The following is a 15373-nucleotide window of genomic DNA, read 5'->3' on the forward strand; positions in this document are numbered from 1 at the left end:
CCAGAGTTGGCGTGCCGGTAGGAGTTGGCGCTTTAGCGCTTACTCCTGCCCCATAGCGCCTACTCCGATCCCATGCAAAGCTGTCGACCAGAGTTGGCGTGTCGGCAGGAGTTGGCGCTTTAGCGCTTACTCCTGCCCCATAGCGCCTACTCCGATCCCATGCAAGATGATTGCCATTGCGTACGTGAGCGCAGCGCGCCGCGCCCCTCGCGCTGCGCCTCCAAACCGCTCAGTCAGACGATGATCGCGCCGCCGTCCACCGCGAAATACTGGCCTGTGATGTGCCGCGACGCTTCACTTGCGAGGAACACGACCGGGCCTTTGAGATCCTCGTCGCCGCCAAGACGCTGCAAAGGCGTGTGCGAGACGATGGCGCTTTCGAGTTTGTCGAGCAAGCCTGCCGACATCTTCGAGGGGAAAAAACCCGGGCAGATCGCATTGACGTTGATGTTGTACTTGCCCCATTCCGCCGCGAGCGCCCGCGTGAAGTTGATCGCCGCGGCCTTGGACGTGTTGTACGCAATCGTGTTCATGCCAGGCGGCGAACCCTTCAGACCCGCCACCGAAGCGATGTTGACGATCTTGCCGGCACGGCGCGGGATCATGCTGCGTTTGCCGACTTCGCGAGCGACGAAAAACGGTGCATGGACATTCAGGTTCATCACCTTGTGCCACGCTTCGTCGGGATAGTCCTCGGCCGGTGCGCCCCACGTCGCGCCCGCGTTGTTCACGAGAATGTCGACGCGGCCATGCACGTCGAGCACTTCATCCACGAGACCGGGAATGCCCTCGAAGCGCTGCAGATCGTTGACCACCGTCTGCACCTCGATACCCCGGCCTTGCAGATGCGTTTTCGCCTCGGCGAGTTCGTCGGCCTTGCGCGCGGTGATCGCCACGCGGCAGCCCATTTCCCCTAACGCCTCGGCCATTTGCAGGCCTAGCCCGCGAGAGCCTCCGGTGATCAGTGCAACCTTGCCGTCCAGTTGAAACAGGTCTTTCACAGACATTACACCGCTCCTCCAAATTGTTCTGCAATGCAGATTTAAATTCCAGATTTTCTGACCATCATACGTGCCGAAATTCGCCGTGTAAATAAAAGCACGCTCATTCACTTTTGCTTTAAACTAACACGCATCGTCGATAGGCGGGTCATTGGGGCTTACCCGAATGCCGCACTTTTCAATCAAGCCGCGTCTATGCGATTTCGTGGATTTCCCCGCTTGTCGCATAGTTGTTCTGCATAGCGGCTCACCTTTAGACAGGTCTTCTCCCATGCAAGATGCGCTGATCATCAACTCGCGTGATCTGGAGTTCCAGCTGTTCGAAGTGCTCGAGGCCGAGACGCTCACGCAGCGCGCGCGCCACGCCGACCACAGCCGCGAGACCTTCACCGCGGCACTCGAAACGGCTCATGCGGTCGCTGTCGAAAAATTCGCGACGCACAATCGCCTCTCGGACGAACACGAACCGCAATTCGACGGTCAACGCGTGACGATGCCCGCCGAGGTCAAGGGCGCGCTCGACGCGTTCCGTTCCGCCGGCTTCCTCGCCGCGGGCAAAGACTACGAAATGGGCGGCATGCAGTTGCCCTCGGTGATTTCCTTTGCGTGCCTGTCGCTGTTCAAGAGCGCCAACATTGCCACCTCGTCTTACGCGATGCTGACCACGGCGAACGCGAACGTAATCGAACGTTTCGGCAGCGCCGCGCAGAAGCGAAAGTATTCGCAGGCCTTATTCGAAGGCCGCGCATTCGGCACAATGGCGCTCACCGAGCCGCAGGCGGGCTCGAGCCTCTCGGATCTCGTCACCAGTGCGACGCCCAACGAAGACGGCACCTATTCGATCCGCGGCAACAAGATTTTTATTTCGGGCGGCGACCACGAACTGAGCGAGAACATCGTTCACCTGGTGCTGGCACGCATTCCCGGCGGGGCGCCGGGCGTCAAAGGCATCTCGCTCTTCACGGTGCCGAAATTCCACGTCAACGACGACGGGAGCCTCGGCGCACGCAACGACGTCGCGCTCGCGGGATTGATTCACAAGATGGGCTGGCGTGGCACCACGTCAACGATGCTGTCGTTCGGCGAACGCGGCGAATGCATCGGCGAGCTGGTGGGCGAACCGCATCACGGTCTCGCCTACATGTTCCATATGATGAACGAGGCGCGCATCGGCGTCGGCCTCGGTGCGGTCATGCTCGGCTATCGCGGTTATCTGGCGTCGCTCGATTACGCACGCGAAAGGCCACAAGGGCGGCGCCCGGATAACAAGAACCCGCTCGATCCGCAATTGCCGCTGATCGAACATGCCGACGTGCGCCGCATGCTGCTCGCACAAAAGGCCTATGTGGAAGGCGCCTACGCGTTGTGCCTGTACGCGGCGCGCCTCGTCGACGAACAGAACACCGGCGAGAGCGACACCGCACGCGCCGAAGCGGGCCTGCTGCTCGATCTGCTGACGCCCGTGGTGAAGTCGTGGCCGTCGCAGTGGTGCCTCGAAGCGAATAGTCTGGCGATCCAGATTCACGGCGGTTACGGCTATACGCGCGAATATCCGGTCGAGCAGTTCTACCGCGACAATCGCCTGAACATGATTCACGAAGGCACGCACGGTATCCAGGCGCTGGATTTGCTCGGCCGCAAAGTCGTGATGAAACAAGGCGCCGCGCTCAAGCTGTTGGGGCGTGAAATTCAGCACAGCATTGAATCGGCCCGAGTTCGTCCGGCGCTGCAAGCGCATGCCGATTCGCTCAGCAAGGCATGGAGCGAATTGACCGGCACGGTCGAAGCGTTATTGCCCACACTGGCTAGCGAAAGCGAACGCGCGCTCGCCAACGCGAATGCTTTTCTCGAAGCGTTCGGCCATATCGTGATTGCGTGGACATGGTTGCGGCAAGCAATCGTTGCGAGCGCTGCGCTACCGGAGGCGAAAAGCGAAGCCGACTGTGACTTCTATCGCGGCAAGCTGCACGCGTGTCAGTGGTTCTTCCGTTGGGAATTGCCGCGCGTCTCGCTGATGCTTTCGACACTGCGCGGCCTCGACGATACGACGCTCTCGATGGCGCCTCAATGGTTCTGAACGCCACTGCTCGCTCGATGCCGTAATGCCTGAATGCGAAAGCGCGCTTTCCAGCTGGGTCACCACGTCGATCAGGCGTGGCCGCGCTTCTTCGAGCAGGAATTCCTCCGAGAACTTGAATGAGGGCCGCCGACATTGACCGCCATGCTCGGCGAATGGAGCGACGTGCGGCCAGGTCAGTTTTTTCAACACTCACGCGTTTGCTGGAGTATTGTTTAAGCGCGCTGGGAGCTTCACGACCTCACTCTTCTACAAGACCGAGGGCTCCATGCGGGCGGCAAAGTGTTCGCAGGCGCGTGGTTTTTTGCATGCAACGATGCGGAATCAACTTTTCGAGGAATGGAGAAAACGTGAAAACAATCAATCTATTGAAGGCGCTCGGCATCGCATTGTGTGTGGCGACTGCGTCCAGTGCCTATGCCCAGTCGAGCGATGCAATGGCGTCGGGCAGCATGGAGGCGCCGTCTACCAATCCTAAAGTCGTCAAGAAGATGGACCGCAAGTTGGGTCTGGACGTGCGCAAGGCTTTGGCGAGAGCGCAGGGTTTCGATGTGTCGAACGTGTTTGTCCGGGCGCGCGGCGGCGCGGTGACGTTGACTGGAACGGTGCCCGATGGCGCGCAGATCCCGCAAGCTGAGGAAATAGCCAAGGGCGTTGCAGGCGTGAAATCGGTGAACAACAAGCTGACGCTCGGCACGCAGGGCGGCGGAGGGGGTTGATCGCGCTTGACGATTGATCAATGACGACAGGTTGCGATAGGTAGCGCCGCAAGAGCCAATCTGCGGCGGCGCCTGTCGTCCCGATCTTGTTACGCGCGCACGAGCCCCGTTATCGGGCGCATGCCCGCGGTCTGGCCGAACAGCGTGGCGGCCGTACGCTGCGGATCGAGTCCCAGGCTTTCGCTGGCGGCGCCGGCGATCAGCGCATCCAGCGACAGGGTCGGCTTGAGATCGCGCGCTTCGTAAAGGTCGCCCGGTTTCAGGCCGGGCCAGTCGGCGAGCACGCGTCCGCCCACTACTGATCCGCCCAGCACCATCGCCACCGAGCCGGTGCCATGATCGGTGCCCCCCGTGCCATTGGCGGCGGCGGTTCTGCCAAACTCGGTTGCCACCACCACGGTGGTCTTGTTCCACAATGGGCCCATACCGTCGCGCAATGCCGCGAGCATCGTGTCGAGCGCTTTTAACTGATTGGCAAGACGCGCGTTCTGCGCCGTATGCGTGTCCCAGCCACTGGTTTCGATCATCGCGATACGCGGACCGTCGTCGCGTGACAGAAAACCGGCGGCGAGCTTGCCGAGGCTCGCGGGGTCCTGACGCGCACCGGCGTCGCCCGCGAGCCCGCGCGCGGTCATGGCCGACTCCCATAGCGGCCGCAATTGCACATCCTGGTCGTACAGTTGCGCGACCCGCATCAGCAGATCGTCTGGCGCCTGCGGCAAGCCCGAGGGTGCGTACGACGCCACCGCCGCCTTGCCGCGCAGCGCCATGGGCACGGTCGGCGCGAAGGCGATCGCGTTCTCGCGCGTGGTGGGCATCGAGGCGACGAGCCGGTTCAGCCAGCCGTCCTTCATCTGATACGGCGACGCGCCGCCGGTCTCCAGCACGTTCTGCCCGTCGAAGTGCGAGCGGTCGCGATACGGCGACGCCACCGCGTGGACGAACAGCGCCTGATGATTCGCATACATCGCGGCGGTCTGCACAAGCGAGGGATGCAGCGCGAAAGTGCCGTCGAGCCTGGTCGCGCTGGAGGCATCGATCGCAAGCGCACCGCGCAGTGTCGCGTAGGCGGGCTCGGCGTATGGCACGACGATGTTCAGGCCGTCGGCCGCGCCGCGCTGGATCACGAACACGAAACGGCGATCGGTTGCGACGCTTGCAAAAGCGATCTGCGGCGACACGAGAATCGCGCCCGCGCCTGCGGCGGCAATGCTCAAAAACCTGCGGCGTGAAAGCATGGCATTCATCTCCGTTGAAAATCCGGCGAGACCAGCAGCAGCGCAATCGCCGTCGACGCGCTTTCGGCACGCGACACAGCCGTGGCGGTCGGCGCGCTGAGCGACCCGGCCAGCAGGGTCTGGCCGAGCGAGCGCGCGTCGAGCCGGTCACCGACACGCGACGCGAAGCGCTGCGCCACTTCGACCCGGCGCACAAGCGCATCGGGCGCCGCCCAGCTCGCGGCAATGTCGTCGTAACCGGCGGGCGAACCTGGGCGCCATACGGGCTGGCCGAGTTGCGTCAGGATGGGCGCGGCCTGCAGGTTGCCGATGTCCTGCCAGCCGAGCCCGCGCATCGAAGAAATGGTCCATTCCCACGGCGTCTTGAACTTCACGGCGACCGGCGACCACGCCTGTGGCATGTCGATCAGCGTCCGGTACACGGTCGGCAGATCGCCGCCGCTGCGCTCGAACGCGTTCGCCAGCCGCTCGCTCACTTCAGGCGGCGGATTGTCCGCGACGAAGTGACGGGCGAGCTTGCCGCCGATGTGCTGCGCCGTTGCCGGTGAGTTCGCGAGGTCGTGCAGGATCGCCAGCGCCTGTTCTTCTCCCGGCTGGTCGTAGCGGCGGCCCATGATGATTCGCGAGCCCGGCTCGTGCAGTGCGACGCGAAACACGAAAGTGCCAGGGGCGGCGTTGGGCTGCATACCCGGCCGGGCCGCATTACCCGGATTGCGCGGATTGCCAGGATTGCCGGCGAGACTCCAGCCGGTCAGCGCGCGGGCGAATTCGGTGACGTCGTCCTGGCTGTAGCCGCTGCGCACGCCAAGCGTGTGCAGCTCCATGATTTCGCGCGCCAGATTCTCGTTCAGCCCGCGTTTGACGTTCGGATTGCGCTCCGCGGCGCGCATGGCCGCCACGCTGTCCGGTCCGACCGAGCGCGTCTGATCGAGAAACAACTGCATGGCCGGATGACGTTCGACCGCGACCAGCATGTCTTCGAAACGCCCGAGCACGTGCGGGCGGATCGCTTCCGCTTCGAATGAGCCGGCCAGTGCCGCAACGCCGGGCTTTTCCGTGGATACCGCGAAGTGGTTCGCCCAGAAATGGACCAGCCGTTCGATGAAAGGCGTCTGCGTGGTCAGCGCGCTTGTGACACGCGCGTTCACCGCGGAACGGTACATGTCGAGAATTTCTCCGCGCAACGCTTTTCGTTCGGCTTGCTTAGCGGTTTGGGCGGTGGTTTCGGTTGCACCTTGTCCAGTGGTTTGCGTGTTGGCTTGTCCGGTGGTTTGCGTGTTGGCTTGTCCGGTGGTTCGCGCGCTGGCTTGTCCCGTGGTTTGCGTGCTGGCCTGCGCATTCGCCCGATTGGCGATCGCGCCTTCGTTGACGTTCTGCTGATTCTGCTGACTTTGCCGGTTCAGCTGGTTCAGTTGCATGCGCTGCTGTACCAGCTCGGTGGACAGCGCCACCGAATCGGGCTGGCTCGCCCATGCGGCAGGCCGCGGCTGATACTGCTCGAACTGTGCGAGCAGCCAGCCCTTCGGGTCGGCGGGCGGCGTATCGTCGGCACGCGCGCCAAGACCGAAGCGGTTCAGCGCAATTGCCGCGGCATTCATGTTCGGTGAGATAGCCATACCGTCCTCTTCGGCGTTGGATATTTCTTAAACGGCCGCCACGATCAAATCCGTCGCGTCCGCGCAGAATTCTTTACTCGCCCGAAGCGTCACTCACGGCTGGCAGCGACGCGGCCGGCTGCGGCGGCTTGTTCGCATTGGCGGCCGGTTGCGGTTCACGCCACTGGCCGCGCAGCTTCAGGCTGTCGGCGAATGCGACGCGCTCCTCGGGCGACAGCGTCGCCGCAAAATCCGCCACACTGCCTTCCACTTGCGCGCGCAAGCTGCTGTCGGCTTCACGCGTGCGCGCCAGCGCTGCATCCAGTGCCGCGCGATCGAACTGCGGCGCGGCGAGCAGCCGCAACACTTCGTGACGCCCTTCGCGGCCCTCGCGGGCAAACTGCCGGCCCTCGCGGCGCGCATTCTTCAAGCCGTCGATGAAGGCCTGCTGACGCCCGGCGGGCAGCGTTTCGGCGGCGAAGCGCAGCGCCGTGCGCTGCTGCGCCAGCACCGGGGTCATCGCACCATGCGCCGCGAACCATTGATAAGCACCACCGACAATCGCACCCAGCAGGAACACGTTGAGCACCAGCGAAGCCACCAGCACGATTTTCCATGACCGGCCGTTCATTCGCCGCTCCAATCGGCGGATGAACCGCCGAAGCTCGAAGTTAAATATGAGAATTCATGCACTGGCGGAACCGCCCCCGTCAAAACGAAAAACGACACCGCCAAAGCGCCGGCCACGCCACCCAGCAAGCCGACGCCTGCCACCGCCGCGCCCGACCACCACAAGCGCCGGCGCGGCGCTATGGGCCGCCGTCCCGGTGCGCTGCCAATGACGCGCTGCTGCAACGCCGCGCCCGGCGGCTCGAGCTTATCGGCCGCCAGCCATGCGTCGATGCCGACCGCGTCCGCCAACGCCGTGTCGGCCTCGACACGATGCGCCGCGGCCCAGGCCTCCGCAGCTGCGCGTTCCTGCTGCGGCCAGCGGCGCGGATCGGCGCCATAGGCTTCGACGATCTGATGAAATCTTTCGGGCGTCATGACTTGTCCTTGCTAAGGCCGCTGCCGGCCAGTTGGGCGCGCAGATTGCGGCGCGCGCGTGCCAGCAGACTTTCCAACGCATCGACCGTAATGCCCATCAGGGCGGCAGCGTCGATGTTCGACATCTCCTGGTAGTAATTGAGCACGAGTGCCTCGCGCTGTCGCGCCGGTAATGCGGCGAGCGCCTCGCGAACGCGCTCGTCCTGCGCGCGCGCTTCGAGGGTGGCGTCGGGCAATGCGGCGGGGTCGACCTCATCGGGCATGTCGTCGTGCGGGACTTCGCGGCGGCCGCGCAACCGGTCATAACAAAGATTGAGCGCCACGCGATGCACCCACGTATCGACCTTCGCCTCACCTTCCCGCCAGCGCGACGCCTGTTTCCAGATCCGCACGAAGACTTCCTGCGCCACATCTTCCGCTTCCATGCGATCCCCCAGCATGCGCGTGGCGAGCGCGAGCAGACGCGGCAACTTGCGCGCGACGAGCGAGCGGACGGCGGCCGGGTCTTGCCGGGCAACTCCCGCCAGCAGTTCCGCATCGGGATCGCGTTCGCTCAAGGCATGCGGCTCCACAGCGCGCGCAAAACGCGAAGCGCGGATCGATTGGTTGTGCGCGCAACGGTTCGAACGGCGCGCACCGGATAGATTGCAACGTACATTGCAATCAATATACGACGACTGGCGGTCGATAATAGGCCGGGTGCGCCGGGTAGACGACACAGCCGGCGAGCGTGGCCGCCAGCAGAATGATCACAAGCGTTTTCATAGGAACCTGTCCGGTTGGGTTGCAAAGCGCACCAGGCGGGCCGAAGCGCGCCCAGGCGAGCCACGGTGCTCAACGTTCAGGCCCAATGCCCTTCGACCCAGCGCCAGTGCGGGCCGCGCTGCACCCAATGCCCCGGCACCCAGCGATAGCCGGCACGAACCGGCCGCCAGTGGCCCGGCACCCACACATAACGGCCGTGGTCCCAGCGCCAGCGTCCCTGATCCCAGACGTAGCCTGCACGCGGCGCCGGCATCACTTCGACGCGCGGCGGCGGCGGCGCCATTGGCGCGACGATCACCGCCTGCGCGAAGGCGGGCGCGGCTGTCAGCGCTGCGGCGCACGTGATCGCCGCAGCGAGCACGGAAGTCAGAAGGCGGACCGGTTTGGTCGATGTCATGCTGGTTTCTCCCATAAGAGCCGAAGCCATAAGCGGCTGCGTTTCTTCTTGAACGCAGCAGCCGGAAAAATCCGTCGCTGTGGTTTGCATTGAAAGAAACACGCTGGAGCAGGCAAGTCATGACGGACAGAACGGTCTTCACGTTGCGGCCACGCGCAAGCAGAACGACAGTAAACGTTATTTAAATGAATGGAAATAGATGAAAAACGTAATATTCGCGCCCTTAAATCGTAATCAGCAGATGTTTCAATGCGCGCAGTTGCTAGCGGTAAGATATCTCTGCTGCATTCCTAACCGTATCCCCAGCGAACATCCACACGTGCATCACTGGAAACGCTGAACGGCGAAGCCGAATCTGGAGCCAGTCACATGTTCCGTAGAACGCTCTTACCCATCCCGTTTGCCGCGATGCTTGCGCTCGCAGCATGCGGCAACAATAGCGTGAACTCGGCGGCGTCGGCGCGGGCTATCGCGGCAACGGTATCGGCGCAGGATGTCGTTGCGACGGCCACGCCGATCAAGCACGTGGTGGTGATCTTCGGCGAGAACGTCTCGTTCGACCACTACTTCGCGACCTACCCGCAAGCCAGTAACCCGGTCGGTGAACCGCAATTTACGGCAGCCGCAGGCACGCCCGCGGTCGACAACCTCAGCAGCAATAACCTGATCGCCGCAAACCCGAACGCGCTGGCAACCTCGCCGAACACGGCAGGCCGCACGGTTGGCGCCGTGACGATCGCGGGCCTCGGCCTGCCGGCAGCCGACCTGCTGCCGTTCCGTCTCGATCGTTCGCAAGCCAATACGTCGAGCCAGAACCACGCGTACGCCGCCGAACAACTCGCATATAACAACGGCGCGATGGACTCGTTCCCGCTGTTCACGGCGTCAGGTTCGACGATTGCCGGCAGCACCGGCGCGTTCGCCACGAAGGGCCAGGTGCTCGGCTACTTCGACGGCAACACGGTCACGGCATTGTGGAACTACGCGCAGAACTTCGCGATGAACCAGAACGCGTACACGGACACATACGGTCCGTCGACGCCTGGCGCACTCGAAGTCGTCTCGGGCCAGAACAACGGAGTCGTGGTGACGGGCGGAACCTCGGCCAACGCGATTCCGGATTCAACCGGTGGCTTCACCTTGATCGGCGACCTCGACCCGACCGGTGACGTCTGCACGACCGCGGCAGGCAGCACGGTGACGGCCGCGATGTCGTCGAACAACAAGAACATCGGCGACCTGCTCAACGCGAAGGGCCTGACGTGGGGCGGCTTCATGGGCGGCTTCAACCTGACGACCACCAATCCCAACGGCACCACCGGTTGCGCACGTTCGACGTTCTCGCCAGTGCTGAACGCGACCAAGGCCGACTATGTGCAGCATCACGCGTGGTTCCAGTACTACGCGACCACGGCCAACCTCGCGCACACGCGTCCGTCGTCGGCGGCGATGATCGGCATGACCGATCCGCTCGACAACACGGCAACGCCGGTTCATCACCAGTACGACACCGATGACTTCTTCGCCGCGGTGAAAGCGGGCAACTACCCGTCGGTGAGCTTCCTGAAGGCGCCGGCAATCAGCGACGGTCACCCGGGAAATTCGGACCCGATCGACGAGCAGGCCTTCGTCACGAAGGTGATCAACTTCCTGCAGCAACAGCCTGACTGGAAGAACTCCGCCGTGATCATCGCCTACGACGATTCGGATGGTTGGTACGACCACCGCTACAAGGCGCCGACGAGCGCGTCGTTCGATTCGGCCAGGGAGCAATCCGCGGGCGGCAAGACGGTGGCCGGCAGCGACAATCTGAGCGGCGCGGGTCAGTGCACGGCAACGGGCGCGGTTCGACCGCCGGGCGTGAATGGCGGCCCGGTGAACGGTCGTTGCGGCCCGGGTACGCGCACGCCGTTTATCGTGGTGTCGCCGTGGGCGAAGGTCAACTTCGTCGACGATACGCCGATCACCCAGGCATCCGTGGTCAAGTTCATCGAGGACAACTGGCTCGCCGGTCAACGCCTTGGCAACGGTTCGTTCGATGCAACGGCGGGTAGCATCATGAACATGTTCAACTTCTCGGGCTCGGGCAACAATCCGACGGTGTATCTGGACGAGAACCTGGGTACGAAGTTGTCGGCACCGCCGGCCAGCTGAGCGGCACGCGTGTGGACTGCCCTTCCGGTGCGCCTGCCGTCATGACCCCTCGCCGGTGGCTCAGGCTGCTCGTCTGGAGCGCCGCCGGCATGGTGCTCGCGCTCGTCGTGGTTTGCGCGTACGCGCTCGTCTACCCGGAGCGGATGCCGCCCGCTGTCGGCTCGATCGTCGAAGAAATCACCGGCGCGAATCCTCATCCGGTTCATTTGATGAGTCCGCAAAATGCGCCGCTGAGCGCGGTTGCGCTGCTCGGCAAACAGATTTTCTTCGACCCGTCGTTATCGGCGTCGGGTACGCAGTCGTGTGCGTCGTGCCACTCCCCACAGCATTCGTACGCGCCGGATAACGCGTTCCCGGTTCAACTCGGCGGCGCGCACATGAATCAGGCCGGCTACCGGCCGCCGCCGTCGCTGACGTATCTGTACCGTCAGGCGCCGTTCAGCATCGGACCGGATCAAGGCGATACCGACGTGCCGGTAGATATGACGCAACTGGCGTCACAGGCCGCCGGCGTGCAGCGGGCGCAGAAAACCGCGCTTGCCGCACTTGCCGCGCCTGCCGCTCCAGCGATGGTGCCGCAAGGCGGACTGTTCTGGGACGGCCGCGCCGATACGCTGCAAATCCAGGCAATCGGTCCGCTGATGAATCCGGTGGAGATGGCCAATGCAACGCAAGAAGATGTGGCGCGCAAGCTGCTGCAAACCAAATATCTGGACCAGTTCAAACAGATCTTCGGAGCGGGTATCGTCAACAATCCGAGCCTGCTGATCTCGGAAGCCATGTTCGCAGTGGGACGGTATCAGACCGAAGATCAGTCATTCCACGCTTTCACCAGCAAGTACGATTACTGGCTCGAAGGTAAAGCGCGGCTGACCCACGCCGAATTGCATGGCTTGCAGTTGTTCAACGATAAGGACAAGGCTAATTGTGCGGGTTGCCACTTGAGTCAGCCCAGCAAGGATGGCTTGCCGCCAATGTTCACCGACACTCAGTACGAGGCGCTTGGGGTGCCGCGCAATCCGGCCATTCCGGCCAATAGGGATCCGAAGTTCTTCGATATGGGCGTGTGCGGGCCGTTCCGCGATGACATGACGAAGGAGACGCAGTACTGCGGGATGTTCCTGACGCCGACGCTGCGCAATGTGGCCGAGCGCAAGGTGTTCTTCCATAACGGCGTTTATCACGATCTCAAACAGGTCATGGACTTCTACAACCTGCGCAATACGGCACCTGAGAAGATCTATCCGCGGGATGCTTCGGGCAAGGTACAGAAGTACAACGATCTGCCGGCGCAGTATCACGCCAATGTCGACGTCGCCGATGCACCGTTTGACCGAAAATTCGGCGATCAGCCGGCCATGACGGATCGGGATATTCAGGACATCATTGCGTTTATGAAAACGCTGAGTGACGGGTACAAGGCTGCAGGGTCCTGAGTTCCCGCAGGAGCCTTTGCGCGGTGTCGCGCGAGCCGGTGAGGTATCCTTGCCGGTTCCGCGACCTCTATCCGTACCCTGCCCGATGGCCGATTTCCCTTTCGACGCCGTACTCTTCGACTGCGACGGCGTACTCGTCGACTCCGAACCGATCACCAATCGTGTGCTGACCGAGATGCTCGGCGAGTTGGGCTGGCAATTGAGTGTCGAAGAGACGATGCGCATTTTTGTCGGCAAGGCCGTCAAGGACGAAGCCGCCCTCATCGAAGCGCGTACCGGCTTCGCGATTACAACGGATTGGCTCAGGCAGTTTCGTGCGCGCCGAAATGAGGCGCTCGATCGCGAGCTGGTGGCGATTGACGGCGCGGCGTCAACAGTGCGCGCGCTTTATGCGTCGCTCAACGGACGCATTGCTGTCGCGTCCGGCGCCGATCGCATCAAAGTGGAATTGCAACTGGCGAAAGCCGGTATTCTCGACTGCTTCGAAGGGCGCATCTTCAGCGGTCACGAAACACCGCGTAGCAAGCCGTATCCCGATGTCTACCTTGCCGCCGCCGCGGGGCTGGGCGTGAACCCGCAGCGTTGCGCGGTCGTTGAAGATACCGTTACGGGCGCGACCGCAGGCGTGGCCGCCGGCGCCACGGTGTTCGGCTACTGTCCGAAAGAACTGAGCCACAGCAGCGTAACTGCCTTGCATGGCGCTGGCGCGGTTCACGTCTTCCGGGACATGGCCGACTTGCCCGCGCTGCTCTCCGGATGGCGCGGCGTGCAGGGTTGAGGGCACGCGCCGTTATTCGACGTTATTCGACGTTACTCGAACGCGGGATCGATCGGCACGCGATATCCCACCGCGAGGCGGTCGGTCTCGTTCGCCATAGAGGGCGGGGATGTTGGCAGTGTGCCGACACTGTTGCGTCGCGAGTCGGTCCATCCCAACCACCTTGTGTGCGCAAGATCGTCGAATGTGGACGGCATGAGGCTTTGCGGCGGATGGCATGGTGTGTGCACTGGGAACCAATGAGCGCGGCGATACCCGGGCTCACTGCTAATCCAACCTTGCCGGAGATCCACCATGAAAGCGCTAGTCCTCAAAGACCTGCCCCGCGTCGACGAACTCGACCGCTCGGCATCGCAATCCGTCCGCGGCGGCATCGCCTGCCTCACGCGGGAAGCACCGTCTGCTTGCCCCGGCGGAATGATGCCGCCTGTTGTCATTCGGCGCGGCTGGGAGTGTCCGCCGATTCATTGGGGGTGTGGGCCTGTCCATTTCCCGTACGGCAAGCCGCCTTGCCACTCTGAGCCAGTGGTGGTGCCGCTTTAGGCAATGCGAGAAACCGCACGAAAGTAGACGGGCCAGCATGGCGGCCCGTCTACTTTCATGGTCCCGCTTTTCACGCGCAGATCGACGTTCGATCCTGTCGATGCGCCTTCAGCCACGCGAGCATGGCAGCCGCCTGAAAACGCCTTGCGCCGCCACGCCAGGACATCGTTACTTCCCTGTATCGCGCGGACGCAGCACCCGTCCACCCAAACCGTCTTCCACTATCCAGCCTTCAGCTCTTAATTGCTCACGCAGACGGTCAGCCTCGTTCCAGTCCTTAGCCGCGCGTGCCTTTTCACGCTCGTCGAAGAGAAGCGCGATATCGGCGGGAATCGCAGGCACATCTTCCTTCCAGTCGGCAAGCCGAAGTCCGAGCACGGCGTCGAATCGATCCACCGTCGCCCGTCGCGTCGCCGCCGGGAGATCGCTTCTCACCACATCCCACAGCACAGCGAGTGCACGCGGCAGATTCAGATCCTGATCGACCTCAGCCTTGAAACGTTCGACGCTGTTCGCATCGGGCATACCCCCTTCGGGCCATTGCACATAAGCTCGACGCAAACGGTCCAACGCGGATTGCGCGGCATCGAGCGGTTCGAGATTGAAGCGCAGCGTGCTCCGGTAGTGCGCGCCCAGGCATAAGTAGCGATACGCGAGCGGATCGATGCCTCGATCGGTCAAGGTCTGCAAACGCACGAAGTCGCCGCCCGACTTCGACATCTTGCCGGCGTCTTGCGTGAGGAAATGGCCGTGCATCCAGAAGTTCGCGAGGCGGGTTCCATGGCGCGCCTGGGTCTGAGCGATTTCATTGCTGTGATGCACGGCAATGTGATCCTCTCCTCCGCAATGAATGTCGAACCATGGGCCGAGGTATTTCGCCGACATCGCCGAGCATTCGATATGCCAACCGGGAAAGCCCCGTCCACATGGGCTATCCCACTCCATTTGCCGCGTGGTGCGGGGTGGACTGAATTTCCACAGCGCGAAATCCGTCGCGTGCTGTTTCTCTCCTTGTGCCACACGCTTGCCGGCCTGCAGGCCAGCGACATTGAGACGTGCGAGAAAGCCATAGTCATCCTGTTTGCTTGTGTCGAAGTAGACGCCGTCTGCCGTGCGGTACGTATAGCCGTTGCGCTCGAGTTCGGCAATGAAGGCGATCTGTTCGACGATGTGATCGGTCGCGCGGCACCACAGGGCAGGCTCGAGCAGGTTCAGCGCGTGCCAGTCGCTCATGAAGGCATCTGTATATCGCTCGGCGATCACCCATGCCGATTCACCAGTGCGGCGGCTGCCCTTCTCCATTTTGTCTTCGCCTTCGTCGGCATCGGAAACCAGATGACCGACGTCGGTGATATTGACGATGTGCCGCACGGCGTAGCCGTTCAACGTCAGCACGCGTCGCAGCACGTCTTCGAACACATAGGTTCGAAGGTTGCCAATATGCGCGTGGTCGTACACGGTCGGACCGCAGCAATACAGCCCCACATGGTCCGCTTGAATCGGCGTGAAAGCGCGCAAGGTGCGCGACCAGGTGTCGTACAGGACGAGTGGCATGTGAATTCCTGTGGTGTTGAGCGCGTAAGTGAACGTAAAAGCGGAATGTAAGGCTGAGCTAAAAATACG

General features: G+C 62.8%; 14 protein-coding genes. 6 read left to right on the forward strand and 8 right to left on the reverse strand.

The annotated features are described in order from the left end of the window. Positions 1-233: 233 nt before the first annotated feature. Positions 234-1007: an SDR family oxidoreductase gene (locus tag P3T22_RS24390; RefSeq protein WP_063498984.1), complete on the reverse strand. Its 774-nt coding sequence runs from the start codon at positions 1005-1007 to the stop codon at positions 234-236. 265 nt (positions 1008-1272) lie between these two features. Between P3T22_RS24390 and P3T22_RS24395 the strand changes: the two genes are divergently transcribed. Continuing rightward, on the forward strand, positions 1273-3078 hold the full coding sequence (locus P3T22_RS24395; protein WP_429326384.1) for an acyl-CoA dehydrogenase: 1806 nt from the start codon (positions 1273-1275) through the stop codon (positions 3076-3078). Positions 3079-3428: 350 nt separating this feature from the next. Continuing rightward, complete coding sequence (locus P3T22_RS24400; RefSeq protein WP_063498982.1) at positions 3429-3797, forward strand: BON domain-containing protein; 369 nt, start codon at positions 3429-3431, stop codon at positions 3795-3797. Positions 3798-3886: 89 nt separating this feature from the next. Here P3T22_RS24400 and P3T22_RS24405 read toward each other — a convergent pair whose 3' ends face one another. The 6 genes from P3T22_RS24405 to P3T22_RS24430 form a co-directional block, all read right to left on the reverse strand. Further along, positions 3887-5035, reverse strand: coding sequence for a DUF1501 domain-containing protein (locus tag P3T22_RS24405; RefSeq protein ID WP_429326385.1), 1149 nt, complete (start codon positions 5033-5035; stop codon positions 3887-3889). A gap of 5 nt (positions 5036-5040) precedes the next feature. Next, complete coding sequence (locus P3T22_RS24410) at positions 5041-6651, reverse strand: DUF1800 domain-containing protein (RefSeq protein WP_429326386.1); 1611 nt, start codon at positions 6649-6651, stop codon at positions 5041-5043. A gap of 73 nt (positions 6652-6724) precedes the next feature. Beyond that, the gene (locus P3T22_RS24415; RefSeq protein ID WP_429326387.1) at positions 6725-7261 is read right to left on the reverse strand and encodes a periplasmic heavy metal sensor; all 537 of its coding nucleotides are present in this window, start codon (positions 7259-7261) and stop codon (positions 6725-6727) included. Beyond that, on the reverse strand, positions 7258-7677 hold the full coding sequence (locus P3T22_RS24420; protein WP_429326388.1) for a hypothetical protein: 420 nt from the start codon (positions 7675-7677) through the stop codon (positions 7258-7260). Before P3T22_RS24420 ends, P3T22_RS24415 begins: the two co-directional genes overlap by 4 nt. Continuing rightward, the gene (locus P3T22_RS24425) at positions 7674-8276 is read right to left on the reverse strand and encodes an RNA polymerase sigma factor (protein WP_429326399.1); all 603 of its coding nucleotides are present in this window, start codon (positions 8274-8276) and stop codon (positions 7674-7676) included. Before P3T22_RS24425 ends, P3T22_RS24420 begins: the two co-directional genes overlap by 4 nt. A 242-nt stretch (positions 8277-8518) precedes the next feature. Continuing rightward, entirely contained in the window at positions 8519-8839 is a 321-nt protein-coding gene (locus P3T22_RS24430; protein WP_063500699.1) for a YXWGXW repeat-containing protein, read from the reverse strand. A gap of 369 nt (positions 8840-9208) precedes the next feature. Between P3T22_RS24430 and P3T22_RS24435 the strand changes: the two genes are divergently transcribed. The 4 genes from P3T22_RS24435 (at position 9209) to P3T22_RS24450 (ending at position 13750) form a co-directional block, all read left to right on the forward strand. Next, on the forward strand, positions 9209-10993 hold the full coding sequence (locus tag P3T22_RS24435) for a phospholipase C (RefSeq protein WP_429326389.1): 1785 nt from the start codon (positions 9209-9211) through the stop codon (positions 10991-10993). Between the two features lie 41 nt (positions 10994-11034). Continuing rightward, on the forward strand, positions 11035-12429 hold the full coding sequence (locus tag P3T22_RS24440) for a cytochrome-c peroxidase (protein ID WP_429326390.1): 1395 nt from the start codon (positions 11035-11037) through the stop codon (positions 12427-12429). Between the two features lie 85 nt (positions 12430-12514). Then, positions 12515-13207 (forward strand): HAD family hydrolase, encoded by a 693-nt coding sequence (locus P3T22_RS24445; RefSeq protein ID WP_063498977.1) that lies wholly within the window; start codon positions 12515-12517, stop codon positions 13205-13207. Between the two features lie 294 nt (positions 13208-13501). Continuing rightward, complete coding sequence (locus P3T22_RS24450; protein ID WP_082855300.1) at positions 13502-13750, forward strand: hypothetical protein; 249 nt, start codon at positions 13502-13504, stop codon at positions 13748-13750. A 168-nt stretch (positions 13751-13918) separates the two neighbouring features. Here the strand turns inward: P3T22_RS24450 and cysS are convergent, their stop codons facing one another. Then, the gene (cysS, locus tag P3T22_RS24455; RefSeq protein WP_429326391.1) at positions 13919-15304 is read right to left on the reverse strand and encodes a cysteine--tRNA ligase; all 1386 of its coding nucleotides are present in this window, start codon (positions 15302-15304) and stop codon (positions 13919-13921) included. Positions 15305-15373: the final 69 nt, after the last annotated feature.

Origin of the sequence: Paraburkholderia sp. GAS348 (assembly GCF_050434205.1) — a bacterium.
Lineage (GTDB): Bacteria > Pseudomonadota > Gammaproteobacteria > Burkholderiales > Burkholderiaceae > Paraburkholderia.

Excerpts from the sequence above, each read along its gene's own strand:
- P3T22_RS24410 (WP_429326386.1), bottom strand. The coding sequence starts at position 6,651 with ATGGCTATCTCACCGAACATGAATGCCGCGGCAATTGCGCTGAACCGC.
- P3T22_RS24405 (WP_429326385.1), bottom strand. The coding sequence starts at position 5,035 with ATGCTTTCACGCCGCAGGTTTTTGAGCATTGCCGCCGCAGGCGCGGGC.
- P3T22_RS24390 (WP_063498984.1), bottom strand. The coding sequence starts at position 1,007 with ATGTCTGTGAAAGACCTGTTTCAACTGGACGGCAAGGTTGCACTGATC.
- P3T22_RS24395 (WP_429326384.1), top strand. The coding sequence starts at position 1,273 with ATGCAAGATGCGCTGATCATCAACTCGCGTGATCTGGAGTTCCAGCTG.
- cysS (WP_429326391.1), bottom strand. The coding sequence starts at position 15,304 with ATGCCACTCGTCCTGTACGACACCTGGTCGCGCACCTTGCGCGCTTTC.
- P3T22_RS24445 (WP_063498977.1), top strand. The coding sequence starts at position 12,515 with ATGGCCGATTTCCCTTTCGACGCCGTACTCTTCGACTGCGACGGCGTA.
- P3T22_RS24420 (WP_429326388.1), bottom strand. The coding sequence starts at position 7,677 with ATGACGCCCGAAAGATTTCATCAGATCGTCGAAGCCTATGGCGCCGAT.
- P3T22_RS24415 (WP_429326387.1), bottom strand. The coding sequence starts at position 7,261 with ATGAACGGCCGGTCATGGAAAATCGTGCTGGTGGCTTCGCTGGTGCTC.
- P3T22_RS24450 (WP_082855300.1), top strand. The coding sequence starts at position 13,502 with ATGAAAGCGCTAGTCCTCAAAGACCTGCCCCGCGTCGACGAACTCGAC.
- P3T22_RS24430 (WP_063500699.1), bottom strand. The coding sequence starts at position 8,839 with ATGACATCGACCAAACCGGTCCGCCTTCTGACTTCCGTGCTCGCTGCG.
- P3T22_RS24440 (WP_429326390.1), top strand. The coding sequence starts at position 11,035 with ATGACCCCTCGCCGGTGGCTCAGGCTGCTCGTCTGGAGCGCCGCCGGC.
- P3T22_RS24435 (WP_429326389.1), top strand. The coding sequence starts at position 9,209 with ATGTTCCGTAGAACGCTCTTACCCATCCCGTTTGCCGCGATGCTTGCG.